Genomic DNA, 24,496 nt, shown 5'->3' on the forward strand with positions numbered 1-24,496 from the left:
TTAATCCTCTCGGGCAAAAAGTGCCTCTATAAAATCGCCCGCATTAAACGGACGTAAGTCTTCAATACGTTCGCCGGTCCCGATATAGCGGATCGGAATACCGAACTGGTCAGCGACCGAGAAAATCACGCCGCCTTTGGCGGTACCATCAAGTTTGGTCAGGGTGATCCCGGTCAGCCCGACCGCTTCATGGAACAGTTTCGCCTGGCTTACCGCGTTTTGTCCGGTGCTGGCGTCGATGGTCAGCATCACTTCGTGCGGCGCGTCGACATCCAGTTTTTTCATCACGCGGACGATCTTCTTCAGCTCTTCCATCAGATGCGCTTTATTCTGCAAGCGCCCTGCGGTATCGGCGATCAGCACGTCCACTTTGCGGGATTTTGCCGCCTGGATAGCATCGAAAATCACCGAGGCGGAATCCGCGCCGGTGTGCTGTGCAATCACCGGAATGTTGTTGCGCTGACCCCAGACCTGCAACTGCTCCACCGCCGCTGCACGGAAGGTATCGCCTGCCGCCAGCATCACCGATTTACCCTGCTGCTCAAACTGACGCGCCAGCTTACCGATGGTGGTGGTTTTACCCACGCCGTTCACGCCAACCATCAGAATAACGAAAGGCGTTTTGCCTTCAATATTAAGCGGTTCGTCGACTTTTGCGAGAATATCGCCCATTTCATCTTTCAGCAGGCCATACAGCGCTTCCGCGTCACGCAGTTGCTTGCGGCTGGCCCCTTCCGTCAGATTGGTGATGATTTTACGGGTGGTTTCCACGCCAACATCGGCAATCAGCAGCTGCTCTTCCAGCTCTTCAAACAGATCATCATCGATTTTTTTGCCGCGGAACAGACTGATAAATCCGGAACCGAGGTTTTCTTTTGTTTTCAGCAGGCTGCGTTTTAAACGCGCAAAGAAACCTTCTTTGGTCGGTTTTTCCTGCTCAACGATCGCGTCAGGCTGAGGCGCTTGCTCAGGCTCGTCGTCGGCAACGACGGTGCCTTCTTCGGGCAGCCACGCTTCCGGCTCCGGTTCGACGGCTTCAGTTTCTTCCGGCACCAGCAGCTCTTCGTGCTCAACGACCGCCTCAGGCTCAGTCATCACCTCTGGTTCAGCAACCGCTTCCGGCTCGATGACCACTTCCGGTTCCGCAACCACCGCCTCTTCGACGATGATGTCTGCCTGCTGCTCTTCGCGCTCGATCACTTTTTCCGTGACGTCCACCACTTCCGCGGCAAAGGCCTCGGATTCGATCAGTGAATGCGGCTCAGCCTCGACAGGCGTATGTTCCTCAACAGCGATGTGTTCTTCTACAGGCGCCTGTTCTTCAACAACCGCCTGGGATTCCATTTTCTGTTCTGGTGCGGCTTCCTGCGGCTCCTCTTTCTGACCAAAGCCTAACCAGGAGAACAGACCACGTTTTTTCTCTTTTGCCATTTGCGACTACACTCCTCGCGGTTTATTCATGGCGCAGCCCGCATTGTCGCAAACAGGGGGCTGAAAAATGAGTAAGATGTAATGATAAGTCTTTCGTTAGTCTACCACTTTCCTTGCAACACAGCACCGCCTGAGGATTAAGGTTCCCCCCCACGTCTCCCGCCGTTAAAATAGCGGGATAAATTTGTGATCAGAGCTTTCACTATGAAAAAAACCAACCGTGCCGCCAGCGGCCAGATTCGTATTATTGGCGGACAGTGGCGTGGCCGTAAACTGCCGGTGCCCGACAGCCCTGGTCTGCGCCCGACGACCGACCGCGTGCGCGAAACCCTGTTTAACTGGCTCGCGCCATCCATGGTCAATGCCCGTTGCCTCGACTGCTTTGCCGGTAGCGGCGCGCTGGGTCTGGAAGCGCTATCGCGTTATGCGGGCGCGTCCACCCTCATTGAGATGGAGCGCGGCGTGGCGCAGCAGTTGCAGCAGAATCTGGCGACGCTGAAAGCCGCTAACGCCAACGTCGTCAACACCAATACCCTGACATTCCTCAATCAGACCGGCACACCCCATGACATTGTTTTTGTCGATCCGCCGTTTCGCAAAGGGCTGCTCGACGAAACCTTACGTCTGCTGGAAGTGAACGGCTGGCTGGCGAACGACGCGCTGATCTATGTTGAAAGCGAAGTGGAAAACGGGCTGCCGCAGGTGCCGGTTCACTGGGATCTGCATCGTGAAAAGGTGGCCGGCCAGGTCGCCTATCGTCTGTATCACCGCACGGCTCAAGGAGAGCAACATGTTGATTAATCTGGGACGTTTATTGATGGTGGGCGTATGGGCATTTCTCATCCTCAATCTGATCCACCCCTTCCCGCGCCCGCTGAATATCTTCGTTAACGTCGCGCTGATTTTTACCGCCTTTATGCACGCCCTGCAGATGGTGATGCTGAAAACCGCGCTGCCGAAAGACGGCCCGCAGATGACCACCCTTGAGCAGTGGCGCGTTTTCCTGTTCGGCGTCTTCGAACTGCTGGTCTGGCAAAAGCGCCTGAAAGCGATGCAAAACAAAAAATAATCCCGACCTACTGCCTCAGAAAATGCGGAAAGTCCCTCCGCTGGCCGACGGGGCGTTGCCATCCGCGTTGCGCGACCACTACACTGAAGACAGGGCTGTGGGCGCAACGCCCACGCGACAATAACGAATTCAAGGAATTAAGATGCTTTGGTCGTTTATCGCTGTATGTTTTTCTGCATGGTTGTATGTTGACGCGTCGTATCGCGGTCCGGCATGGCAACGTTGGGTATTTAAACCCGTCACCTTACTGCTGCTGTTGCTGCTTGCCTGGCAGGCACCGATGTTTGATGCCATCAGTTATCTGGTGCTGGCAGGCCTGTGCGCCTCATTGATCGGGGATGCGCTGACGCTGCTCCCGCGCCAGCGCCTGCTGTACGCCATCGGGGCGTATTTCCTCGCGCATCTGCTCTACACCATCTACTTTGCCGGTCAGATGACGCTGTCCTTTTTCTGGCCGCTGCCGCTGGCGCTGCTGGTCATTGGCGCCCTGCTGATCGCGGTGATCTGGACGCGACTTGAAGATCTGCGCTGGCCGATCTGTACGTTTATCGCCATGACGCTGGTGATGGTGTGGTTGGCGGGCGAGCTGTGGTTCTTCCGCCCGACGGCCCCTGCATTGTCTGCCTTTGTGGGTGCCACGCTGTTGCTGCTGGGGAATATTGTCTGGCTGGGCAGCCACTACCGCCGCCGCTTCCACGCCGACAACGCTATTTCTGCCGCCTGCTACTTTGCCGGGCATTTCCTCATCGTCCGGTCGCTCTACTTATAACGCTTGACTCTGGAGTGGACTCCAGAGTGTATCCTCCGGGTAATGAGAAAATTATCGTTCCCGGAGGATGCCATGATCACGCCCCCGCCCGTCAAAAAAACGCCGCAGTTTGCCCGCACCACGCTGCGCCCGTTACCCCCTGCGCCTGAAACCGCCTGCTGCGCTGACCATGCCGAACCGGCATCCGCGCCGCTGTCCGGCGATCCGCAGGGCAGCCGTTTTTCCTGGCAGGTCGCCGGGATGGACTGCGCCGCCTGCGCCCGGAAAGTCGAAACCGCCGTGCGCCAGGTTGCAGGCGTGAATCAGGTGCAGGTCACCTTCGCGACCGAAAAACTGATTGTCGATGCCGGGCACGATGTGCGTGCGCAGATTGAAGCCGCTGTACAGCGCGCCGGTTATACGCTGCGTGATGCCGAGACCCCAGCGGCGCAAACCTCTGTCCTGCGGGAAAATCTGCCGCTGCTGACGCTGGTGATCATGATGGCCATCAGCTGGGGGCTGGAACAGGTTAATCATCCCCTCGGCCAGCTGGCGTTTATCGCCACCACGCTGGTCGGTCTGTTTCCCATTGCCCGGCAGGCGCTGCGGCTGATCACAAGCGGCAGCTGGTTTGCCATTGAAACGCTGATGAGCGTGGCGGCCATCGGCGCGCTGTTTATCGGGGCTACCGCCGAAGCGGCGATGGTTTTGCTGCTGTTTTTGGTCGGCGAGCGCCTTGAAGGCTGGGCTGCCAGCCGCGCCCGCCAGGGGGTTACGGCACTGATGGCGCTGAAACCGGAAAGCGCCACGCGGCTCAGGGGAACGGCGCGTGAAACCGTGGCTCCCGAGAGTCTGCGTCCCGGCGACGTGATTGAAGTGGCGGCGGGCGGGCGCTTACCGGCGGATGCCCGACTGCTCGCCGCCTTCGCCAGCTTTGATGAAAGCGCGTTAACGGGCGAGTCGGTGCCCGTCGAGCGCCGCGCCGGGGAAAAAGTCCCCGCCGGGGCGACCAGCGTCGACCGGCTGGTCACGCTGGAAGTTATCTCCAGGCCCGGGGAAAGCGCCATCGATCGCATTCTGCAACTGATAGAAGAAGCCGAAGAGCGTCGTGCGCCCATCGAACGCTTTATCGATCGCTTCAGCCGCGTCTATACGCCGGTCATCATGGCCGCGGCGCTGCTGGTCGCCGTGCTGCCGCCGTTGCTGACGGGCGCGGCATGGTATGAATGGATTTACAAGGGCCTGACGCTGCTGCTGATTGGCTGTCCGTGTGCGCTGGTGATCTCCACCCCTGCCGCCATCACCTCCGGGCTGGCGGCGGCGGCGCGTCGCGGGGCGTTAATCAAAGGCGGCGCGGCGCTGGAACAGCTGGGCCGTATTCGTCAGGTGGCTTTCGATAAAACCGGCACTCTGACGGTCGGTAAACCGCAGGTGGTAGGCGTGTCGCCGCAGGGGATCGGCGAAGACGAACTGCTGGCCTGCGCCGCTGCCGTGGAGCAAGGCTCTACCCATCCACTGGGGCAGGCTATCGTGGGGGAAGCACAGGCGCGTAACCTGCCGCTGATGCAGGCGGAAAGCCAGCGCACCCTGCCCGGCAAGGGCATTGAGGCCCAGGTTGACGGACAACGGATCTTCATTTGCGCGCCGGATAAACTGCCTGCCGGTGTACTGAACGAGCGCTGGCAGACGCAAATTCAGCAACAGGAAGCGCAGGGCCAGACGGTGATTGTCGTCCTGCGCGACGGCGAACTGTGCGGCACTCTGGCGCTGCGCGATACGCTGCGGGACGACGCAACGGAAGCGGTCAATTCGCTGCGTCGGCTGGGGATCAGCGGCGTGATGCTCACCGGCGATAATCCCCGCGCGGCGGCAGCGATTGCCGGCACGCTGGGGCTGGAATTCCGTGCCGGATTACTGCCCGCCGATAAGGTGGCGGCGGTGAGAGCACTGGATCAGCAGTCGCCGCTGGCCATGGTCGGCGATGGCATTAACGACGCACCGGCGATGAAATCCGCCACCATCGGCATCGCCATGGGCAGCGGTACCGACGTGGCGCTGGAAACCGCCGATGCGGCGCTGACCCACAATCGTCTGACGGGACTGGCGCAAATGATCCAGCTGGCCCGCGCTACCCATGCCAATATCCGCCAGAACATTGCCATCGCGCTGGGCCTGAAAGCCATTTTCCTCGTCACGACGCTGCTCGGCATCACCGGCCTGTGGCTGGCGGTGCTGGCAGATACGGGCGCAACGGTGCTGGTCACCGCGAATGCGCTGCGGTTGCTGGCTAAAGGACGCTAAGATCCGCATGTAAAAACCCCTTGCGTTCCGTTCCCTCTCCTTGCGGGAGAGGGTCAGGAGCGGGACTACTGCATCCCCAGCAATCGCGGCAGCCACAGCGAGATCGCCGGGATGTAGGTCACCATTCCCAGCACCACCAGCAGCATGCCGTAGAACGGCAGCATCGCGCGCACCACCGACTCGATCTTCTGCTTACTCACGGCGCTGGCGACAAACAGCACCGATCCCACCGGCGGGGTGATCAGGCCGATCCCCAGGTTAACCATCATGATCATGCCAAAGTGCACCGGATCGATGCCCAGCGCATTGGTGACCGGCAGCAGCACCGGCGTCAGGATGAGGATAATCGGTGCCATATCCATCAGCGTGCCGATCAGCAGCAGCATAACGTTGAGGTACATCAGGATGACGTACTTGTTATCCGACAGGGAGGTAAAGAAGCCGGTAATGCGTTCCGGCAGCTGCATGTAGGTCATCACCGCACCAAAAGCGGCGGCAAAGCCTATCAGGATCATGACGATCGTGACGGTTTTCACCGTGCGACACATCAGCTTCGGCAGTTCGCTCCATTTATAGTCACGGTAGATAAACATGGTGACGAAAAATGCCCACAGGCAGGCCACGGCCGCGGATTCGGTAGCGGTAAAAATGCCCGACAAAATCCCGCCGAGGATGATCACGACGGTAAACAGCCCCCACAGCGCATCAAAGAAAATCTTCAGCGCCTGCTTAAACGGGATCCTGTCGCCTTTCGGGTAGCCGCGCTTATGGGCAAAGCCAAGGCACATGATCATCAGACTGACGCCCAGCAGCAGTCCCGGCAACACACCGGCGATAAACAGCGTGGCGATGGACACCGTGCCGCCTGCCGCCAGGGAGTAGATCACCGAGTTGTGGCTGGGCGGGATAAGAATGGCCTGCACCGAACCGCTGGCCGTCACTGCCGCCGCGTAATCACGCGGATAGCCCTTCTTTTCCATCTCCGGGATCATCACGCTGCCAATCGAGGCGGTATCCGCCACCGACGAGCCGGAAATCGCGCCGAAAAAGGTGGAGGCGACGATATTCACCAGCGACAGGCCGCCGCGAATAAAGCCGACAAAAATATAGGCGAAGTTTACCAGCCGACGGGCAATGCCCCCTTCCGCCATGATCGCCCCGGCGAGAATAAAGAACGGGATCGCCAGCAGCGTAAATTTGTTCACCCCGCTGGTGATCTGGATCATCAGCGCCTCAAGGGGTAAATCGATCCACAGCGCGCCCGCCACGGCGCTCAGGCCGACGGCAAAGGCCACCGGCATTCCCACCGCCAGCAGCACGGCGAGGGTGAACAACAACACAAATGCATCCATCTTTCACCTCTTAGCCGTGATTACCAATCAGCACCACCGGGCGGTTCTCCTGGGAACCGAACAGCAGCCGTTCAAGCACAAACAGGATCAGGATCGCCGAACCGATAGGCAGCGGCAGATAGCTCTCCCCGGACGTCAGCACCGGGAACTCCGCCACTGGCTGTTCCCACAACTCCAGGCACAATAAATAGCTGTACCAGAAGATCAGGCTGGAGATGAACAGCATCAGCAGGTCCACCAGCCGCGCACAGGCGTTTTTCAGCGCCAGCGGCAGACGGTCGATCAACATGTTGACGGCGATGTGCGATCCGGCGCGATAGCCCACCGCCGCGCCAATGAAAGTAAAAGTCACCATACAGATAATGGCGACCGGCTCCGGCCAGGACTCGCCGCGGTTAAGCACGTAGCGCGAGAAAATGCCGATGGGGATCACAATGGTCATCACCAGCAGGGAAATCCCTGCCACCCCCATGGCGAGCAGGTACAGGCGATCCATCCACTTCAGGTAGATTTCGGACATAGGTCCTCCACAAGGCGTTACGCGCCAGCAGGCAGCTGGCGCAGCAGAATTACTTCACATCCGCGATGGCTTTCATCAGATCCTGGTGCTTGTCGCCATACTGCGCGCGCACCGGCTCTGTCGCCTTCACAAAGACTGCCTTGTCGATTTCCTGGAACTTCACGCCGCCCGCTTTCATTTTCTCTACCGCGTCGGCGTTATACGCCTGCCACAGCGTGCGCTGTTCGGCCTGCGCATCACGGGCGAGGGTCAGGATTTTTTGCTGATCGTCGGCGCTGAGTTTGTCCCATTTCACTTTTGAATAGAGCAGCATTTCCGGGGTAATAAAGTGGCCGCTCAGCGTGTAATTCTTGGCGATGGGCAGGTAGTTATGGGCCACGAAGGTAGGCGGGTTATTTTCCGCGCCATCGATAACGCCGGTTTGCATGCCGCTGTACACCTCGCTCACTCCCATCGCTACGGCGTTTGCACCCATGGCTTTCAGCGTTGCCAGCGCCACCGGGCTGCCCTGTACGCGGATCTTCATCCCTTTCAGCGCCTCGGGCGTGGCTACCGGCGCTTTGGTGATCAGGTTACGCGTGCCGGAATCCATCCAGCCAAGAAACACCAGCCGCGATTTTGGGTTGTTCGTCAGCTTCTCACCGATGCTTTTGCCAATATCACCGTCGATCACCTTGTGCATATGATCTTCATCGCGGAACACGTACGGCAGGGTAAACACTTCAATGTCCGGCAAAATGGCGGCAACCGGTGCCATGGAAACACGAATAATATCAATCGCCCCCATCTGCGCCTGTTCGATCATCTGCTTTTCATCCCCTAATACGCCGCCAGGGAAGACTTTAATTTCTAATTTGCCATCGGTTTGCTGTTTCAGTTTTTCGCCCATGTTCTGCACGGCCACCACGTTCGGGTAGCCCTGCGGATGGACGTCGGCGGCTTTGATCACCTGTGCCATAACGGCAGGGGCAAAAAGTAATGACGCGGTGGACAGGCACAAGGACGCCAGTAACGGCTTGAGGGTCGTTTTCATCGGGTCAGCTCCAGGGTAGGGGTCAGCGGTAAAACTGTGTTTTATTTTTACGCTTAAAAATTAGCCTGGGTTGTGACGGGCAGGGGTGAAGCGGTTCACAAAAGCGCTAAAATAATGAAACGGAGGTTTAACAATGTGACAACAGAGGTTCTTTTTGCAACGGGCGACTACTCGCCCTTACGCAGCAGATAGCGATAAGGCAGGGATTCGGTCTCCTGCACCACCAGCTCGTGCTCCATAAAACGACAGAAACCGGGGATGTCGCGCGTGGTCGCCGGATCGTCGGCAATAATCAGCAGCGTTTCGCCCGGCTGCATACCGCGCACGGTTTTGCGCACCATCATGACGGGTTCCGGGCAACGCAGCCCCAGCGCATCGAGAGTGTGGTCAGGTGTGGTAAACAGATCGCTCATGGTTGTCTCATCCGGTCAAAAACCGCCTTAGTTTACGCCGCCATTTTTGTGACGCAAGTCAGGTTAACGATTGCGTGAAAATTAGCCATTGCAATGGTGAACTAAAGCAGTATGATGCGGCGGCTTTATAAAATTACGTCGCATTAATTGGGTTCCCTAACCCCAACAACTAAAAAGGTCACAATATGTCGCAGTTCTCTCAATCCCAGCGCGTAAAAGCGTTGTTCTGGTTATCGCTATTCCATTTACTGGTGATCACCTCCAGTAACTATCTGGTGCAGTTGCCGATCTCTGTTTTCGGTTTTCACACCACCTGGGGCGCGTTCAGCTTTCCGTTTATTTTCCTCGCCACCGATCTGACCGTGCGTATTTTTGGCGCACCGCTGGCCCGACGTATTATCTTTGCCGTAATGATCCCAGCGCTGGTGGTGTCTTATATCATCTCGTCGCTGTTTTATATGGGCAGCTGGCAGGGATTCGGCGCGCTGGCGCATTTCAACCTGTTTGTCGCCCGTATCGCCGCCGCCAGCTTTATGGCTTATACACTGGGGCAGATCCTCGACGTGCGCGTCTTTAATCGCCTGCGCCAGAGCCGCCACTGGTGGCTTGCGCCGACGGTTTCCACCGTTTTCGGTAACGCCAGCGACACCATCGCCTTCTTCTTTATCGCCTTCTGGCGCAGTCCGGATGCGTTTATGGCGCAGCACTGGATGGAAATTGCGCTCGTGGACTACAGCTTTAAAGTGCTTATCAGCCTGGTATTCTTCCTGCCTATGTATGGCGTATTGCTGAATATGTGCCTGAAAAGACTGGCAGATAAATCTGAAATTCCTGCGTTGCAGGCCAGTTAAAGGTACGCCTGACAACTTGTGATAAGATGGACGAATGAGCCGTTATGGCCGTTTATCGAAAGGAAGAAGTCAATGCGCAATCTGGTTAAGTATGTCGGTATTGGCCTGCTGGTAATGGGGCTGGCGGCCTGTGACAACAATGATAAAGCGACGCCGGCGCAGGCTGCGTCGGCGGAAGCCAATGCCACCGGTCAGCCGGTAACGCTGCTGGATGGCAAGCTGAGTTTCTCGCTGCCCGCAGACATGAGCGACCAGAGCGGCAAGCTGGGCACCCAGGCAAATAACATGCACGTTTACTCTGATGCGACCGGTCAGAAAGCGGTGATTGTTATTGTCGGCGACAACAGCAACGAAGAACTGTCGGTGCTGACCAAACGTCTGGAAGATCAGCAGCGCAGCCGCGATCCGCAGCTGCAAGTAGTGACCAACAAATCCATCGACGTGAAAGGCCAGAAAATGCAGCAGCTCGACAGCATTATCTCTGCCAAAGGCCAGACAGCCTGGTCGTCCGTGGTGCTGGGTAAAGTGGATAACAAATTGCTGACCATCCAGGTCACGCTGCCGGCGGAAAACCAGCAGCAGGCGCAAACCGCGGCTGAGAACATTATCAACACCATCGTGCTGAAATAAGTCTCTGCCGGACGTAAACCGCTACACCACGGCCTCCATGGGAGGCCGTTTTTTTAACCGCCACGCCAGCAGCAGCGCCACCGCAACCAGTCCCGCCGCGGCCAGATAGATCACCGACACGCCCGCCCACGCCATTAACAGCCCGGCTGCCGGTCCGGTCACCCCGAGCGACAAATCCATAAAGACTGTATAGGTCGCCAGCGCCGCGCCCTGATTTTGCTGCGGTACGGCTTTTACCGCCACCACGCCCAGCGCCGGGAAGACCAGCGAAAAACCCGCCCCCGCGAGCAGCACACCCACTTTTGCCATCCAGGGATCGACTGCCAGTCCCACCAGTACCAGGCCGAGCGTTTCCACCACAAAGCAGACCATCGCCACGTTCAGGCCACCGACGCGGTTAACGGTATTGGGGAAAAACAGTCGCGTGCCGACAAACGCACAGCTGAACAACGTAAGCGCAAAGGCCGCGCCATCCCAGCCGCGGGCATCGTAAAACAGGGTGATAAAAGTGGCGATCACGCCAAACCCGGCGGAGCCAAGCGCCAGCGCCATGCCGTACAGCCAGACCCGGCCCAGTACCGCGCGAAACGGCAACGGCTTGCCTTTGCTGACCTTCACCGCCGGACGGCTCAGCGCGAACAGCAGCGCCGTCACCGCTACCGCCATGATAATTACCGCCAGTCCCGTCAGGCCGGTGTAGTGATAGCAGAGCACGCCCAGCGGCGCACCGATCGCCATCGCGCCATACGAGGCAATCCCGTTCCAGGAGATCACTTTACCGATATGCAGCGATCCCACCACGCCAACACCCCACAGCGTAGCCCCGGTTCCGGCAAAGCTCTGCCCGATGCCGAGGATCACGCGGCCCAGGCACAGCAGCAGCAAACAGACCACCGGCGTGGCGGTGCTCAATCCCGCCAGCAGATAAAACAGGCCGCTCAGCACGCAGCCGCACAGGCCGAAGACGACAATTTTTTTCGGGCCGAACAGATCGGCGTAGCGTCCGGCATGAGGGCGACTCACCAGGGTGGCAAAATATTGCAGGCTGATCACCAGCCCCGCCCAGAACGCGCTAAATCCCATCACATCATGGACATAGCCCGGCAGCACCGCCAGCGGTAAGCCAATGGTCAGATAACTGGCGAAGTTAAAAATAACGACAGAGATGATGCGCAAATTAAGACGCAATCCGTTCAGCGCCGGTTCGGCAACGGGTTCAGGCATGGAGCTCACCACATTTTTTACAACAGTGTTTCACTATTATCATGATGACGGCTGAAAATCAGCAGCAGATTCAGATAATGCACGTCATGCGAAGCGCCGCCGACGCACTACACTTAGCGGGACTGCGGATAAAGGAATTCACTATGACCACCCCCCAGCCCGATAAAGCGGGTTTGCACATACTTCTTAAACTGGCCTCTCTGGTTATTATTCTGGCGGGCATACATGCTGCCGCCGACATTATTGTTCAGTTATTAATGGCGCTGTTTTTCGCCATCGTCCTAAACCCGCTGGTGACCTGGTTTTTGCGTCGCGGCGTAAAACGTCCGGTGGCGATCACCATTGTGGTGGTAGTGATGATGATTGTGCTGACCGCGCTGTTTGGCGTGCTGGCGGCGTCATTTAATGAATTCATCACCATGCTGCCTAAATACAACAAGGAATTAACCCGCAAAGTCCTTCAGTTGCAGGACATGATGCCGTTCCTGCATCTGCATATGTCGCCGGAGCGCATGCTACAGCGTATGGACTCCGACAAAATGATGGCCTTCGCCACGTTACTGATGACCGGCCTGTCGAACGCCATGGCCAGCATCGTGCTGCTGGTGATGACCGTGGTGTTTATGCTGTTTGAAGTGCGCCATCTGCCGTACAAACTGCGCTTCGCGCTGAACAATCCGCAGATCCACATCGCCGGGCTGCACCGTGCGTTAAAAGGCGTGTCGCATTATCTGGCGCTAAAAACACTGATCAGCCTGTGGACCGGGGCGATTATCTGGCTGGGATTAATGCTGCTGGGCGTCCAGTTTGCGCTGATGTGGGGCGTGCTGGCGTTCTTGCTTAACTACGTACCCAATATTGGCTCGGTGATTTCGGCTATTCCGCCGATGATCCAGGCTTTCCTGTTTAACGGTTTCTACGAATTTATGATGGTGGGGATCCTGTTCCTGGTGGTGCACATGGTCCTCGGGAATATGGTGGAACCGCGCATGATGGGTCATCGACTGGGCATGTCGACGATGGTGGTGTTCTTATCGTTGCTGATTTGGGGATGGCTGCTCGGTCCGGTGGGAATGCTGCTCTCGGTGCCGCTCACCAGCGTCTGTAAGATCTGGATGGAAACCACCAAAGGTGGCAGCAAGCTGGCGATCCTGTTGGGGCCAGGCCGTCCGAAAACCAGGCTACCCGGTTAGCGGCTAACGTAAACGGAGAAAGTCAGGCGGCCGCGATAATTTTTAGCGATAATCTAGCGAATTGATGATCAAACGCCGGGATTAAGTATGTACCGAGTGGTGCGCGGAAAAATTTCGACACTCAGCAAAGGGGATGTACCGCCTGCGCTGCTTTCACAAGCGCCAGAGGGTGCTCGCCGGGCGGCGTGGCTGGCAGGGCGTGTGCTCCTGTCGCGCCTGTTTTCGCCGCTGCCGGAGGTGATTTACAGCGAGCACGGCAAACCGCTGTTTGCCGGCCAGAGCGAGTGGTGGTTTAACCTGAGCCATAGCGGCGATGACATCGCTCTGCTGCTGAGCGATGAAGGCGAAGTGGGCTGTGATGTAGAAGTGATCCGGCCGCGCGCTAACTGGCAGGCGCTCGCCAATGCGGTGTTCAGCAATGCTGAGCACGCCGAGCTGGAGCGAACACCGGCCGCGCAGCAACTGGCGGTGTTCTGGCATATCTGGACGCGCAAAGAAGCCATCGTCAAACAGCGTGGCGGCAGCGCCTGGCAAATCGTCAGCGTCGATAGCCACGGCCTGCTGCATTTTTCGCTCAGCCACTGTCAGATCGACAACCTGAGCCTTGCCGTCTGCACCCCCACGCCGTATACCCTGCTTGCGGCGGATATTCAGTTGGTAGAGTAATACAGACATTCCTGACTTACCCTCTCCCGCACCATGCAACTGCTACGCTTAACGGTCTGAAGAAACATCAATAATGACCGGGAGCAGACCATGAAAATCGATTTAACGGGCAAACTCGCGCTGGTTACCGCCTCTACCGGCGGGATCGGCTTTGCTATCGCGCGCGGGCTTGCGGAAAGCGGTGCGGAAGTGATTATCAATGGCCGCAGCGAAAGTTCGGTGAATCAGGGCATCCAGAATTTACAGCAGGTCGTGCCGGGCGTGGCAGTGCGCGCAGCGGTTGCCGATCTCAGTACGCCAGAAGGCGTGGAGTCGGTGCTGCGCGCGGCGTCGGGCGTCGATATTCTGGTGAATAATGCCGGGATTTACGGTCCGCAGGATTTCTACTCCACCGACGACGAGACGTGGGAAAACTACTGGCAAACTAACGTGATGTCCGGGGTACGCCTCGCCCGCGCACTGCTGCCCGGCATGGTGCAAAAAGGCTGGGGGCGGGTGGTGTTTATCTCCTCTGAGTCGGCGCTGAATATCCCGTCGGATATGATCCACTATGGCGTGACCAAAACTGCGCAGCTCTCCCTTGCGCGCGGGCTGGCAAAATTTGTCGCCGGTAGCGGCGTGACGGTCAACAGCGTGCTGCCGGGGCCAACAATGTCAGACGGTTTTGCCGCCATGATGAAAGACGAGATGGAACGCACCGGCAAATCTCTGGATACGCTGGCAAAAGAGTTCGTGATGGCGAACCGCCCCAGCTCGGTGATCCAGCGCGCGGCCACGGTCGAAGAGGTCGCTAATATGGTGGTGTATGTTTGTTCGACCCAGGCGTCGGCGACGTCAGGCGCAGCCCTGCGCGTGGACGGCGGCGTGGTGGATGATATTGTTTGATATGCAGCCCGCGGCGCCAGACCGGCACCGCGGGTGTTACACAGATTAGATTTTGAAGCTGGTCACGATTTTTTCCAGGTGAACCGTCTGTTCTTCCATGGATTGCGCCGCAGCCGCCACTTCCTGCACCAGCGCCGCGTTTTGCTGGGTGGTGCTGTCGAGCTGGTTGATCGCCATATTAATCTGATCGATGCCCTTGCTTTGCTCGTTGCTCGCGGAACTGATCTCAGAGATTAAGGTGGTCACGCTCTCCACTTTCTCCACCAGGCCATTCATGGTGACACCCGCCTGCCTGACCAGACTTCCCCCCTGCTCGATATTAGCAACGGATTCTTCGATCAGCTTTTTAATTTCCTGCGCCGAGGTGGCGCTGCGCTGTGCCAGAGAACGCACTTCACCCGCAACCACCGCGAATCCACGCCCGTTTTCACCGGCACGCGCCGCTTCAACTGCTGCGTTCAGCGCCAGGATGTTGGTCTGGAACGAAATTCCGTCAATGACGCTGATAATGTCGACAATTTTCACCGACGAATCATTAATGCGGCTCATGGTAGTGACCACTTCATTCACCACAGAAGCGCCCTCACGTGCCGCACCCGATACCTGATTAGAAAGGCGATTCGCTGCAACGGCGTTATCGGCGTTCTGACGTACGGTGCTGGTCAGTTCTTCCATAGAAGCCGCGGTTTCCACTATCGAGGAGGACTGATCTTCGGTACGGCCAGACAGGTCACGGTTGCCCCCGGCAATCTGGCGCGATGCCGACGAGATCGCCTGCGCGCTTTGGCCTACCTGCTGCATCAATTCCTGCAAATAGGTAATAAAGGCATTGAAGTTCTGAATGATCGCGTTGAACTCCGGGCTTTTGCTCTCGGTTAAACGTTGGGTGAGATCAGCACCACCGCTGGACAACGCTTCGATATTTTTATTTAACAGGCTAACGTTTCTGAATATGTTGCGCACAAAAACCATTAAGACGAGGATTAAGATGATCCCCAATGATAATTGCACAATGGTTAACTTGGTGAGAATAGAATTGGATGCCTGCGCCAGTTTACTGCTCGGCAAATCGACGGCCAGGTACCAGGGGCTTCCTTCTATAGGCAGCACAAATAAAGCGTGCTCGCCGTCAGATGCGGAATATTTTCCTTCATAAGATTTTTGTTGCCCGGCGCTGAGCAGTTTTAATAATGCGTCGGAGGAAGGCAGGTTGAGATCGCGTAAATTACTCAGCGCTTTGCCGCCTTCTGTGGAGGCCGCATTACCCACGATTTTCCCGTCCTGCTCAATAATCAGGACGTTACCGTCAATGGCTTTGCTCATGTTTGCCGCCAGCTGATTAAAAAAGCCCAGGGTCACGTCAATCGTGGCCACGCCCCAGGGTTTACCGTCACGCCAGATGGTCATGGCACAGTTTGTCCGTGGCTGTGGGCTGGCGGCATCCTGATAAGCACGCGCCCAGGCGCACTCGCCTTTGGCTGCGTTCAGGCCATCTTTATACCAGGGCTGTTCCCAGTATTTCTCGGATTCCGGCTGGTTCCACACGGTATTGACCTGCAATACGCCACCGGCATCGCGTGCAAAAAAGGTGCTGAATTTTTCACGCTCTGGATCGCGCAGACGCGGTAAGGGCCAGATGCCGCCGCCAAACACGTTCAGATCGCCATACTGGTTAACCAGGTTAGGCAGCAGCTGATCGATCTGCGTACTGTCGAGCGTGCTGACCAGTTCCGTAATCACTTTTTGCTGTGCTTTGACGCGATTCATTTGCTCTTTGATGGCGTCACTTTGCAGGGCGACGGTATTACGTACCAGCTCGGTTTCAGTAGCGACAATTTGTGGGGAAACAAAGCGATTAATTACAAAGAAAGTAACCAGCAGTAATATAAAGAAAAATCCAACAAGAAGCAGGCTAAAACGACCTTGGGTTGTTTTCCATAGCATGATGAATATGACTCAGGTGGGGGGCTATAACATTTATAACGGCATACTGATGGATAACTTTAGTTTTATAAATTGGTTAGCTATAAAAGCTTATTTAATTAACGTCCTGAGAAAACGCGCTAAATAAAGTAGCCCGAACGCTATCGGGCTTAATGCAAAAATTATTTCGATGCAATCAACGATTATTCGCCGATCAATGCCTGTGCGCAGGCCCAGGCGCTGGCCCAGGCCCACTGGAAGTTGTAGCCGCCGAGCCAGCCGGTGACATCCATCACTTCGCCGATGAAATAAAGTCCGGGTACGTTGCGCGCTTCCATGGTGCGTGACGACAGCTCGCGGGTATCCACGCCGCCCAGCGTCACTTCCGCCGTGCGGTAGCCTTCGGTACCGTTTGGCTGCACCCGCCACCGGGTCAGCGTTTCGATAAGCGTTTGCTGGTCGCGCGGATTTAGCTGCTTCAGCGTCACATCCGGGATCTGCCCCAGCGTTTGTAAGCACTCCACCAGGCGCTTTGGCAGTTGCAGGGCAAGCGTATTTTTCAGGCTCTGATTCGGGTGCGCCGCCCGCTGCTCATTGAGCAGGCTTTCCAGATCGCACTCTGGCAGCAAATTAATGGTGACGAATTCGCCAGGCTGCCAGTAGCTGGAAATTTGCAGGATCGCCGGGCCAGAAAGACCGCGATGGGTAAAGAGCAGGTTTTCGCGGAAAACCGTGCCGTCCTCAGCTTCAATCACCGCGGGCACTGAGACGCCAGAGAGCGTTTGTAGCTGCTCCAGTAACGGCTTATGCAAAGTAAAAGGCACCAGTCCCGCGCGGGTCGGCAGCACCTTCAGGCCAAACTGCTCGGCAATTTTATAGCCGAAAGGCGTGGCGCCAAGGCCTGGCATTGAAAGACCACCGCTGGCGATCACCAGGTTGTCAGCACTGACGGTATCGCCATTCAGCGTCAGCGTATAACCGTCGTCATCGCGGGCGACTTCCAGCACTTCGCTACGCAGCCGTATCACCACATTGCCCGCTGTACATTCCGCCACCAGCATATCAACAATCTGCTGAGCAGAATCGTCGCAGAACAGCTGTCCGAGCGTCTTCTCATGCCACGCGATACCGTGCCTGCCGACAAGATCGATAAAATCCCACTGGGTGTAGCGCGCCAGCGCAGATTTGCAAAAATGCGGGTTCTGGCTGAGATAAGCCGCAGGCTCGATATAAAGGTTAGTAAAGTTGCAGCGACCGCCGCCAGACATGAGGATCTTGCGGCCCGGTTTTTTACCGTTATCGAGTAACAGGACGCGCTTCCCCGCCTGTCCGGCCTGCGCGGCACAAAACATTCCGGCCGCTCCGGCTCCAATTACGATGGCATCAAACCTTTCCACACGACGATCCTCTTGATAAATGAGCGGCGAATTGTAAATTTTCGCCGCTGGTCGCACCAGCGAAAATATGTCAATTCAATGACAGCCCGTTGAAAAATAAAAGATAATTGTTTTTACGCTTTGACAACCTAAGGAAAATTATCAAAAAAAGTCTATATTTCACTTTCCCCGCACCGCGGTTGTCCACGATAATGCGCCGCGTTCATGACCTCAAAATGGCGTAACGTATATGCTACATTTATTTGCCGGCCTGGATTTACATACCGGGTTATTACTTCTTCTAGCTCTGGTCTTTGTCCTGTTTTACGAAGCCATCAATGGTTTCCATGACACGGCGAACGCGGTTGCAACGGTCATCTATACCCGTGCGATGCGTTCTCAACTCGCGGTGATTATGGCTGCGGTGTTCAACTTTTTCGGCGTTCTGCTGGGCGGGCTGAGCGTAGCCTATGCGATTGTGCATATGCTGCCAACCGATCTCCTGCTTAACGTCAGCTCGGCACATGGCCTCGCCATGGTGTTCTCTATGTTAACGGCGGCGATTATCTGGAACCTTGGTACCTGGTATCTGGGTCTGCCGGCCTCCAGTTCTCATACCCTGATTGGTGCGATTATCGGTATTGGTTTAACCAATGCGCTGATGACCGGCTCTTCGGTGGTGGATGCGCTGAACATTCCTAAAGTAATCAATATCTTCGGTTCCCTGATCATCTCGCCCATCGTGGGCCTGGTGTTCGCTGGTGGGCTGGTGTTTTTGCTTCGCCGTTTCTGGAATGGCAGCAAAAAACGCGATCGTATTCACATGACCCCGGCAGAACGTGAGAAGAAAGACGGCAAGAAAAAGCCGCCGTTCTGGACACGCATTGCCCTGATCCTGTCGGCTATCGGTGTGAGCTTCTCTCACGGCGCTAACGACGGTCAGAAAGGCATTGGTCTGATCATGCTGGTACTGATTGGCGTAGCGCCTGCGGGCTTTGTGGTGAACATGAACGCCTCCGGCTATGACATCACCCGTACCCGTGACGCGGTGAATAACGTCGAGACTTACTTCCAGCAGCATCCTGCACTGCTGCAAAAAGCCACCGGTGTGGATCCGCTGATCCCGACGCCGGAAGAAGTGGCGACTAAACCGAACGAGTTCCATTGCCATCCGGGTCGTGCCATTAGCGCGCTGGAGCTTGCCAAAGGCATGCTGACCAATATCGAAAGCTACGACAAGCTGCCGGTAGAACAGCGCGGCCAGCTGCGTCGCATTTTGCTGTGTATCTCTGATATTACCGACAAAGTGGCCAAACAGCCGGATGTCAGCGCTGAAGACCAGCGTCTGCTGAAGAAACTGAAAGGCGACATGCTGAGCACCATCGAATACGCACCGGTCTGGATCATCATGGCGGTAGCGCTGGCGTTGGGTCTGGGCACCATGATTGGCTGGCGTCGTGTGGCGACCACCATCGGTGAGAAGATCGGTAAAAAAGGCATGACCTACGCACAGGGGATGTCAGCGCAGATGACGGCGGCAGTCTCCATTGGTCTGGCAAGCTACACCGGGATGCCGGTTTCCACCACGCACGTCCTCTCCTCCTCCGTGGCGGGTACGATGATTGTGGACGGCGGCGGTCTGCAAAGAAAAACCGTCACCAACATTTTAATGGCCTGGGTCTTTACCTTACCGGCGTCGATTATTTTGTCAGGTGGGCTGTACTGGATCGCGTTGAAGTTGATTTAAGGGCGGGCAAAAACAAAAAAAGCGGGTCAGTTTACTGGCCCGCTTTTTTTATGCTCAGTGCCAGATCAGCAGAGCGATCAGGCTGACCACCACCAGGCCGCATAGCGCGCTGGTTAAAATAAAATGCTGACGAACGCGCTGGCAACGACGGATAAACTCATCATCATGATGATCCAGATAACGTTGCTGGTAGATATACCACACCAGACGCATCTGTTTACTGGGCTGGCCGTGCGAGGTAAAAAATCCTCCGCCATCCACATATTGATAGAGCAACGGATCGCAACCACGAAGTACCACTAATAATGCGCGTAATGATGAGAAGTAACGCGCCATATTCACCACACAAACGACACACAAAGCCCAAAACAGCGCGACGGTGCTGACCATACCCCCTCCCCGGCGATCCGCCCACGGAGAAATCCTCCGGGACTCTCGCTCCCCGATACTCAGCGAAAACTGTTCAGTGAAGCGTATTACCAGAAACCGAGCGGGATCACGTTTATTTATCCGGACGGCTCATTTAATAGTGTAGGAGATCCGTTAATTTTTTTACCACAACGTTAACCGTAATCATGGCATGCCGATCGATTATTTGTTGCAGTAAAGCGTGAACCAGGCGGATTGACGGCAGGGATCGTGCGTTATAAGGTAGAAATATCTTCTACAATTATACTCTTAATGCCGGGTATCACTCGCGCAAATAGTATGCAGGACGCGGGGCACAGCACGACGCAAGATATGCTGCTATCCCACTGGTCATCGACAACTTATGGAAGGAGTAACATTATGGCTTACACACATATTCTGATCGCAGTCGATCTTTCCCCAGAAAGCAAAGTGCTGGTCGAGAAAGCGGTATCCATGGCGCGCCCTTACAACGCTAAGGTGTCGCTGATCCATGTGGATGTTAACTACTCCGATCTCTATACCGGCCTTATCGATGTAAATCTCGGCGACATGCAGAAACGCATTTCCGAAGAGACACATCATGCGCTGACTGAACTGTCCACCAACGCGGGCTATCCAATCACCGAAACCCTGAGCGGCAGCGGCGATTTAGGTCAGGTGCTGGTAGATGCGATTAAGAAATACGATATGGACCTGGTGGTTTGCGGTCATCACCAGGATTTCTGGAGCAAACTGATGTCCTCCGCGCGCCAGCTGATCAACACCGTTCACGTTGATATGCTGATCGTGCCGCTGCGCGACGAAGAAGACGAGTAAGGTTCAGACAGACCCTCTCCCCAGGGAGAGGGTTTTTTATTCCGCTGTGCCAGCATAAATATCAAAGCGATGGCCCTTGGTGACTACCGCGTTTGGCGTGGCAACGCCCGCCAGCGGCGGCGCATAGTCCGGCCGCTTCACCACCACGCGTTTAGTGGCCAGCCGCCGCGCCGGTTCCAGCAGCCCGTCGGCATCCAGATCCGGCCCCACCAGCGACTGAAACACCCGCATCTCTTTTTTCACCAGCGCGCTTTTCTGCTTATGGGGAAACATCGGGTCGAGATAAACCACCTGCGGGCGCGGCGCGATCTCATCAAGCCCGCTCAGGCTGGAGGCGTGGATCAGCTGTAATCGCTCGCGCAGCCACGGGCCAATCTCCGCATCCGCATAGCCTCGCGCCAGACCATCATCCAGCAGCGCCGCCACCACCGGATTACGCTCCAGCATACGAACCCGGCAACCAATGGACGCCAGCACAAACGCATCACGCCCTAAACCTGCGGTCGCATCCACCACGTCCGGCAGATAGCTGCCCTTGACGCCAATCGCTTTCGCCACCGCTTCGCCGCGTCCACCGCCGAATTTGCGTCGATGGGCCATCGCCCCCGCGACGAAATCCACAAAGATGCCACCCAGCTTCGGCTCATCGCGTTTACGCAGTTCAAGATGCTCAGGGGTGAGTACCAGCGCCATCAGGTTATCTGCGTCATGCTCCAGCGCCCAGCGGGCCGCAAGAACAGATAAGGCACCGTCTCCGGTGCCTGATTCATCTAACAAACAAATTTTCACGCTGCGGTTAGCCTTCGATGCCGTAATGCGCCAGCATGGCGTCCAGCTGTGGCTCGCGGCCACGGAAGCGTTTGAACAGCTCCATCGGCTCTTCCGAGCCGCCGCGGGTCAGAATGTTATCGAGGAACGACTGACCGGTTTCGCGGTTGAAGATCCCCTCTTCTTCGAAGCGGGAGTACGCATCCGCTGCCAGCACGTCGGCCCACAGGTAGCTGTAGTACCCTGCCGCATAGCCACCGGCGAAAATATGGCTGAAAGCATGCGGGAAGCGGCCCCACGTCGGACCCGGAATGACCGCGACCTGTTTTTTGATTTCCGCCAGGGTTTCGAGGACTTTCGCCCCCTGCTCCGGGCTGAATTCCGCATGCAGGCGGAAGTCGAACAGGCCGAACTCCAGCTGACGCAGGATAAACAGCGCCGCCTGGTAATTCTTCGCCGCCAGCATTTTATCCAGCAACTCCTGCGGCAGCGGCTCGCCCGTCTCGTAGTGACCGGAGATAAACGCCAGCGCTTCCGGCTCCCAGCACCAGTTTTCCATAAACTGGCTTGGCAGCTCGACCGCATCCCACGGCACGCCGTTGATACCCGATACGCCCGCCGCGTCAATACGCGTCAGCATATGGTGCAGACCGTGTCCGAATTCGTGGAACAGGGTGGTTACTTCGTCATGGGTAAACAGCGCCGGTTTGCCGTTCACCGGACGGTTAAAGTTACAGGTGAGATAGGCGACCGGTTTTTGCAGCGAACCGTCTGCTTTACGCATCTGCCCTACGCAGTCGTCCATCCACGCCCCGCCGCGTTTGTTTTCACGGGCATACAGGTCGAGATAGAAGCTGCCGCGCAGTTCGTTGCTCTCGTCATAAAGCTCGAAGAAACGCACATCGGGGTGATAAACGTCGATGTCTTTACGCTCTTTGGCGGTGATGCCATAAATGCGTTTTACCACTTCAAACAGGCCGTTAACCGCTTTTTCTTCCGGGAAGTAAGGGCGCAGCTGTTCGTCGCTGATGCTGTACAGATGCTGTTTCTGTTTTTCGCTGTAGTAAGCGATATCCCACGGTTGCAACTCATCCACGCCGCACGCTTCTTTGGCGAAGGTGCGCAGCTGGGCGAGTTCACGTTCACCCTGTGGACGGGCGCGGCGTGCCAGATCGGTTAAGAAATCCAGCACCTGGGCCGGGTTTTGCGCCATTTTGGTCGCCAGCGATTTGTGCGCGTAGCTGTCAAAGCCGAGCAGTTGCGCCAGTTCGTGACGCAGCGCGAGGATCTCCGCCATCACCGGGCTGTTATCCCATTTACCGGCGTTCGGTCCCTGATCGGAAGCGCGGGTGCTGTAGGCGCGATACATCTCTTCGCGCAGCGCCTGGTTGTCACAGTAAGTCATCACCGGCAGATAACTGGGAATATCCAGCGTCAGCAGCCAGCCTTCCTGCTCTTTGGCTTCGGCCTGCGCTTTTGCCGCCGCCAGCGCGCTTTCCGGCATACCGGACAGTTCAGCTTCATCGGTGACGAGTTTCGACCAGCCCATGGTCGCATCCAGCACGTTGTTGCTGTACTGGTTGCCAAGTTCAGACAGCCGTGCGGCGATCTCGCCGTAGCGTTTTTGTTTCTCTTTCGGCAGGCCAATGCCGGAGAGTTCAAAATCACGCAGCGCGTTGTCGACGGCTTTTTTCTTCGCCACATCCAGGTCGTTATACGCATCGCCATCGCGCAGATTGCGGTACGCCTGGTACAGCCCTTCGTGCTGACCGACCCAGGTGCTGTATTCAGACAGCAGCGGCAGCGTCTGCTCGTAAGCTTCGCGCAGTTCCGGGCTGTTCTTGACGGCATTCAGGTGGCTGACGGGGGAAAACAGACGGCTCAGACGGTCATCCACTTCTGCCAGCGGCTGGCAAAGGTTGTCCCAGGTATAAGGCGCACCCTGCGCCACCACGCGTTCCACCGCCTCGCGGCAGTCGTCCAGCGCTTTGGTGACGGCGGGAACGACGTGCTCAGGTTTGATGGCGGAAAACGGCGGCAGTTCGAAAGGCGTCAGTAATGGATTGGTCATAAGCGCTGTCCTGGTTAATAAATAAGTTAAGCGCCCGATCAGCGCTTTTTCCGATAAGGTCTGGTATGGGGTTTAGTGTAGTTAATTTCAATGCCGGGCGTTGCGCTTTCGCGGTGGCGGCCACTTTTCGGTATACTGTCGGCATACTTCTTTTCAGGTCATTGGAACGCGCTACATGCTCAGTTATCGTCACAGCTTTCACGCCGGCAATCATGCCGACGTCCTTAAACATACCGTTCAAAGCCTGATCATTGAATCGCTGAAAGAAAAAGAGAAGCCTTTTCTCTATCTGGATACCCACGCCGGTGCCGGTCGTTATCAGCTCGCCAGCGAACACGCTGAGCGCACCGGGGAATACCTCGAAGGTATCGCCCGTATCTGGCAGCAGGACGATCTGCCGGAAGAGTTGACGCCGTACATCACCGTGCTGAAGCATTTTAACCGTAGTGGCACGCTGCGTTATTACCCCGGCTCACCGCTGATCGCGCGCCAGCTGCTGCGCGAGCAGGACACGCTGCAATTAACCGAACTGCACCCGAGCGACTACCCGCTGCTGCGCTCCGAGTTCCAGAAAGATGAGCGCGCTACCGTGGCGCGTGGCGATGGCTATCAGCAGCTGAAATCAAAACTGCCGCCGCCGTCCCGCCGTGGCCTGATCCTCATCGATCCGCCGTACGAAATGAAAACCGATTATCAGGCGGTGGTGCAGGGCATCAACGAAGGCTATAAACGTTTTGCGACCGGCACGTACGCCCTGTGGTATCCGGTCGTCATGCGTGCACAAATCAAACGTATGCTCAAAGAGCTGGAAGCCACCGGCATCCGCCGTATTCTGCAAATCGAGCTGGCGGTGCGCCCGGACAGCGATCAGCGCGGCATGACGGCTTCCGGCATGATTGTGATTAACCCGCCGTGGAAGCTGGAGCAACAGATGCAAAACGTGCTGCCATGGCTGCACAGCAAACTGGTGCCAGCCGGCACGGGGCATACGCTGGTGAACTGGGTGGTGCCGGAGTAATCGCAACCATCGGTGGAACCTTTTAAGCCGCGCGTTACACTTGCGCTCAA

At 56.7% G+C, this 24,496-nt stretch carries 23 protein-coding genes; 12 read left to right on the forward strand and 11 right to left on the reverse strand.

Features of this window, described 5'->3' with window-relative positions:
* Complete coding sequence (gene ftsY / locus KW828_RS08210; RefSeq protein ID WP_218335930.1) at positions 1-1,431, reverse strand: signal recognition particle-docking protein FtsY; 1,431 nt, start codon at positions 1,429-1,431, stop codon at positions 1-3.
* A gap of 204 nt (positions 1,432-1,635) precedes the next feature.
* On the opposite strand from ftsY, the gene rsmD reads away from it, so the two are divergent.
* The 4 genes from rsmD to zntA all read left to right on the forward strand — a co-directional run bounded on the left by rsmD (position 1,636) and on the right by zntA (position 5,549).
* Positions 1,636-2,232 (forward strand): 16S rRNA (guanine(966)-N(2))-methyltransferase, encoded by a 597-nt coding sequence (gene rsmD / locus KW828_RS08215; RefSeq protein WP_218335931.1) that lies wholly within the window; start codon positions 1,636-1,638, stop codon positions 2,230-2,232.
* Positions 2,222-2,500: a DUF1145 family protein gene (locus tag KW828_RS08220; protein WP_088221028.1), complete on the forward strand. Its 279-nt coding sequence runs from the start codon at positions 2,222-2,224 to the stop codon at positions 2,498-2,500. The genes rsmD and KW828_RS08220 overlap by 11 nt, the downstream gene beginning before the upstream one ends.
* A gap of 142 nt (positions 2,501-2,642) precedes the next feature.
* Positions 2,643-3,269: a lysoplasmalogenase gene (locus KW828_RS08225; protein ID WP_218335932.1), complete on the forward strand. Its 627-nt coding sequence runs from the start codon at positions 2,643-2,645 to the stop codon at positions 3,267-3,269.
* A gap of 72 nt (positions 3,270-3,341) precedes the next feature.
* Positions 3,342-5,549, forward strand: a complete 2,208-nt coding sequence (zntA, locus tag KW828_RS08230; protein ID WP_218335933.1) for a Zn(II)/Cd(II)/Pb(II) translocating P-type ATPase ZntA — start codon at positions 3,342-3,344, stop codon at positions 5,547-5,549.
* A 65-nt stretch (positions 5,550-5,614) separates the two neighbouring features.
* On the opposite strand, the gene KW828_RS08235 is transcribed toward zntA, so the two are convergent.
* The 4 genes from KW828_RS08235 to tusA form a co-directional block, all read right to left on the reverse strand.
* Entirely contained in the window at positions 5,615-6,901 is a 1,287-nt protein-coding gene (locus KW828_RS08235) for a TRAP transporter large permease (protein WP_218335934.1), read from the reverse strand.
* 10 nt (positions 6,902-6,911) lie between these two features.
* Positions 6,912-7,421, reverse strand: a complete 510-nt coding sequence (locus KW828_RS08240) for a TRAP transporter small permease (protein WP_218335935.1) — start codon at positions 7,419-7,421, stop codon at positions 6,912-6,914.
* Positions 7,422-7,470: 49 nt separating this feature from the next.
* The gene (locus tag KW828_RS08245) at positions 7,471-8,454 is read right to left on the reverse strand and encodes a TRAP transporter substrate-binding protein (RefSeq protein WP_218335936.1); all 984 of its coding nucleotides are present in this window, start codon (positions 8,452-8,454) and stop codon (positions 7,471-7,473) included.
* A 167-nt stretch (positions 8,455-8,621) separates the two neighbouring features.
* Positions 8,622-8,867, reverse strand: coding sequence for a sulfurtransferase TusA (tusA, locus tag KW828_RS08250; protein ID WP_218335937.1), 246 nt, complete (start codon positions 8,865-8,867; stop codon positions 8,622-8,624).
* Positions 8,868-9,052: 185 nt separating this feature from the next.
* On the opposite strand from tusA, the gene KW828_RS08255 reads away from it, so the two are divergent.
* Both KW828_RS08255 and KW828_RS08260 read left to right on the forward strand, forming a co-directional pair.
* Positions 9,053-9,718 (forward strand): 7-cyano-7-deazaguanine/7-aminomethyl-7-deazaguanine transporter, encoded by a 666-nt coding sequence (locus KW828_RS08255; RefSeq protein ID WP_218335938.1) that lies wholly within the window; start codon positions 9,053-9,055, stop codon positions 9,716-9,718.
* Positions 9,719-9,790: 72 nt separating this feature from the next.
* Positions 9,791-10,348: a DcrB family lipoprotein gene (locus KW828_RS08260; protein ID WP_218335939.1), complete on the forward strand. Its 558-nt coding sequence runs from the start codon at positions 9,791-9,793 to the stop codon at positions 10,346-10,348.
* Positions 10,349-10,369: 21 nt separating this feature from the next.
* On the opposite strand, the gene KW828_RS08265 is transcribed toward KW828_RS08260, so the two are convergent.
* Positions 10,370-11,572, reverse strand: a complete 1,203-nt coding sequence (locus tag KW828_RS08265) for an MFS transporter (protein WP_218335940.1) — start codon at positions 11,570-11,572, stop codon at positions 10,370-10,372.
* A 143-nt stretch (positions 11,573-11,715) separates the two neighbouring features.
* On the opposite strand from KW828_RS08265, the gene KW828_RS08270 reads away from it, so the two are divergent.
* From KW828_RS08270 to KW828_RS08280, 3 genes are all read left to right on the forward strand, one after another.
* A complete protein-coding gene (locus KW828_RS08270; RefSeq protein WP_218335941.1) occupies positions 11,716-12,765 on the forward strand; it encodes an AI-2E family transporter in 1,050 nt (349 codons plus the stop codon).
* A gap of 87 nt (positions 12,766-12,852) precedes the next feature.
* A complete protein-coding gene (gene acpT, locus KW828_RS08275) occupies positions 12,853-13,431 on the forward strand; it encodes a 4'-phosphopantetheinyl transferase AcpT (protein WP_218335942.1) in 579 nt (192 codons plus the stop codon).
* Positions 13,432-13,521: 90 nt separating this feature from the next.
* Positions 13,522-14,316: an SDR family NAD(P)-dependent oxidoreductase gene (locus KW828_RS08280; protein ID WP_218335943.1), complete on the forward strand. Its 795-nt coding sequence runs from the start codon at positions 13,522-13,524 to the stop codon at positions 14,314-14,316.
* A gap of 45 nt (positions 14,317-14,361) precedes the next feature.
* Here the strand turns inward: KW828_RS08280 and KW828_RS08285 are convergent, their stop codons facing one another.
* Both KW828_RS08285 and KW828_RS08290 read right to left on the reverse strand, forming a co-directional pair.
* Positions 14,362-16,260 (reverse strand): methyl-accepting chemotaxis protein, encoded by a 1,899-nt coding sequence (locus KW828_RS08285; RefSeq protein WP_218335944.1) that lies wholly within the window; start codon positions 16,258-16,260, stop codon positions 14,362-14,364.
* 182 nt (positions 16,261-16,442) lie between these two features.
* On the reverse strand, positions 16,443-17,636 hold the full coding sequence (locus KW828_RS08290) for an NAD(P)/FAD-dependent oxidoreductase (protein ID WP_218335945.1): 1,194 nt from the start codon (positions 17,634-17,636) through the stop codon (positions 16,443-16,445).
* 229 nt (positions 17,637-17,865) lie between these two features.
* Between KW828_RS08290 and pitA the strand changes: the two genes are divergently transcribed.
* Positions 17,866-19,362, forward strand: a complete 1,497-nt coding sequence (gene pitA / locus KW828_RS08295; RefSeq protein ID WP_218335946.1) for an inorganic phosphate transporter PitA — start codon at positions 17,866-17,868, stop codon at positions 19,360-19,362.
* A 54-nt stretch (positions 19,363-19,416) separates the two neighbouring features.
* Here pitA and uspB read toward each other — a convergent pair whose 3' ends face one another.
* Positions 19,417-19,752 carry a universal stress protein UspB gene (gene uspB / locus KW828_RS08300; protein ID WP_088221080.1) on the reverse strand — a complete coding sequence of 112 codons (336 nt, stop codon included), beginning with the start codon at positions 19,750-19,752 and terminating at the stop codon, positions 19,417-19,419.
* Positions 19,753-20,151: 399 nt separating this feature from the next.
* On the opposite strand from uspB, the gene uspA reads away from it, so the two are divergent.
* Complete coding sequence (gene uspA / locus KW828_RS08305; protein ID WP_072571139.1) at positions 20,152-20,589, forward strand: universal stress protein UspA; 438 nt, start codon at positions 20,152-20,154, stop codon at positions 20,587-20,589.
* Positions 20,590-20,625: 36 nt separating this feature from the next.
* On the opposite strand, the gene rsmJ is transcribed toward uspA, so the two are convergent.
* The gene (gene rsmJ / locus KW828_RS08310) at positions 20,626-21,378 is read right to left on the reverse strand and encodes a 16S rRNA (guanine(1516)-N(2))-methyltransferase RsmJ (RefSeq protein ID WP_218335947.1); all 753 of its coding nucleotides are present in this window, start codon (positions 21,376-21,378) and stop codon (positions 20,626-20,628) included.
* A 7-nt stretch (positions 21,379-21,385) separates the two neighbouring features.
* Positions 21,386-23,428 carry an oligopeptidase A gene (gene prlC, locus KW828_RS08315; RefSeq protein WP_218335948.1) on the reverse strand — a complete coding sequence of 681 codons (2,043 nt, stop codon included), beginning with the start codon at positions 23,426-23,428 and terminating at the stop codon, positions 21,386-21,388.
* Positions 23,429-23,603: 175 nt separating this feature from the next.
* Between prlC and KW828_RS08320 the strand changes: the two genes are divergently transcribed.
* Positions 23,604-24,446, forward strand: a complete 843-nt coding sequence (locus KW828_RS08320; RefSeq protein ID WP_218335949.1) for a 23S rRNA (adenine(2030)-N(6))-methyltransferase RlmJ — start codon at positions 23,604-23,606, stop codon at positions 24,444-24,446.
* Positions 24,447-24,496 lie beyond the last annotated feature (50 nt).

It is taken from the genome of Enterobacter sp. ENT03 (genome assembly GCF_019218745.1).
Taxonomy (GTDB): Bacteria; Pseudomonadota; Gammaproteobacteria; order Enterobacterales; family Enterobacteriaceae; genus Enterobacter_D.

Coding starts and splice junctions, on each gene's coding strand:
- tusA (WP_218335937.1), bottom strand. CDS start 8,867: ATGAGCGATCTGTTTACCACACCTGACCACACTCTCGATGCGCTGGGG.
- KW828_RS08265 (WP_218335940.1), bottom strand. CDS start 11,572: ATGCCTGAACCCGTTGCCGAACCGGCGCTGAACGGATTGCGTCTTAAT.
- KW828_RS08320 (WP_218335949.1), top strand. CDS start 23,604: ATGCTCAGTTATCGTCACAGCTTTCACGCCGGCAATCATGCCGACGTC.
- pitA (WP_218335946.1), top strand. CDS start 17,866: ATGCTACATTTATTTGCCGGCCTGGATTTACATACCGGGTTATTACTT.
- KW828_RS08225 (WP_218335932.1), top strand. CDS start 2,643: ATGCTTTGGTCGTTTATCGCTGTATGTTTTTCTGCATGGTTGTATGTT.
- ftsY (WP_218335930.1), bottom strand. CDS start 1,431: ATGGCAAAAGAGAAAAAACGTGGTCTGTTCTCCTGGTTAGGCTTTGGT.
- KW828_RS08285 (WP_218335944.1), bottom strand. CDS start 16,260: ATGCTATGGAAAACAACCCAAGGTCGTTTTAGCCTGCTTCTTGTTGGA.
- prlC (WP_218335948.1), bottom strand. CDS start 23,428: ATGACCAATCCATTACTGACGCCTTTCGAACTGCCGCCGTTTTCCGCC.
- zntA (WP_218335933.1), top strand. CDS start 3,342: ATGATCACGCCCCCGCCCGTCAAAAAAACGCCGCAGTTTGCCCGCACC.
- KW828_RS08245 (WP_218335936.1), bottom strand. CDS start 8,454: ATGAAAACGACCCTCAAGCCGTTACTGGCGTCCTTGTGCCTGTCCACC.
- KW828_RS08255 (WP_218335938.1), top strand. CDS start 9,053: ATGTCGCAGTTCTCTCAATCCCAGCGCGTAAAAGCGTTGTTCTGGTTA.
- uspA (WP_072571139.1), top strand. CDS start 20,152: ATGGCTTACACACATATTCTGATCGCAGTCGATCTTTCCCCAGAAAGC.
- KW828_RS08220 (WP_088221028.1), top strand. CDS start 2,222: ATGTTGATTAATCTGGGACGTTTATTGATGGTGGGCGTATGGGCATTT.
- KW828_RS08260 (WP_218335939.1), top strand. CDS start 9,791: ATGCGCAATCTGGTTAAGTATGTCGGTATTGGCCTGCTGGTAATGGGG.
- KW828_RS08280 (WP_218335943.1), top strand. CDS start 13,522: ATGAAAATCGATTTAACGGGCAAACTCGCGCTGGTTACCGCCTCTACC.
- KW828_RS08235 (WP_218335934.1), bottom strand. CDS start 6,901: ATGGATGCATTTGTGTTGTTGTTCACCCTCGCCGTGCTGCTGGCGGTG.
- uspB (WP_088221080.1), bottom strand. CDS start 19,752: ATGGTCAGCACCGTCGCGCTGTTTTGGGCTTTGTGTGTCGTTTGTGTG.
- acpT (WP_218335942.1), top strand. CDS start 12,853: ATGTACCGAGTGGTGCGCGGAAAAATTTCGACACTCAGCAAAGGGGAT.
- rsmD (WP_218335931.1), top strand. CDS start 1,636: ATGAAAAAAACCAACCGTGCCGCCAGCGGCCAGATTCGTATTATTGGC.
- KW828_RS08240 (WP_218335935.1), bottom strand. CDS start 7,421: ATGTCCGAAATCTACCTGAAGTGGATGGATCGCCTGTACCTGCTCGCC.
- KW828_RS08270 (WP_218335941.1), top strand. CDS start 11,716: ATGACCACCCCCCAGCCCGATAAAGCGGGTTTGCACATACTTCTTAAA.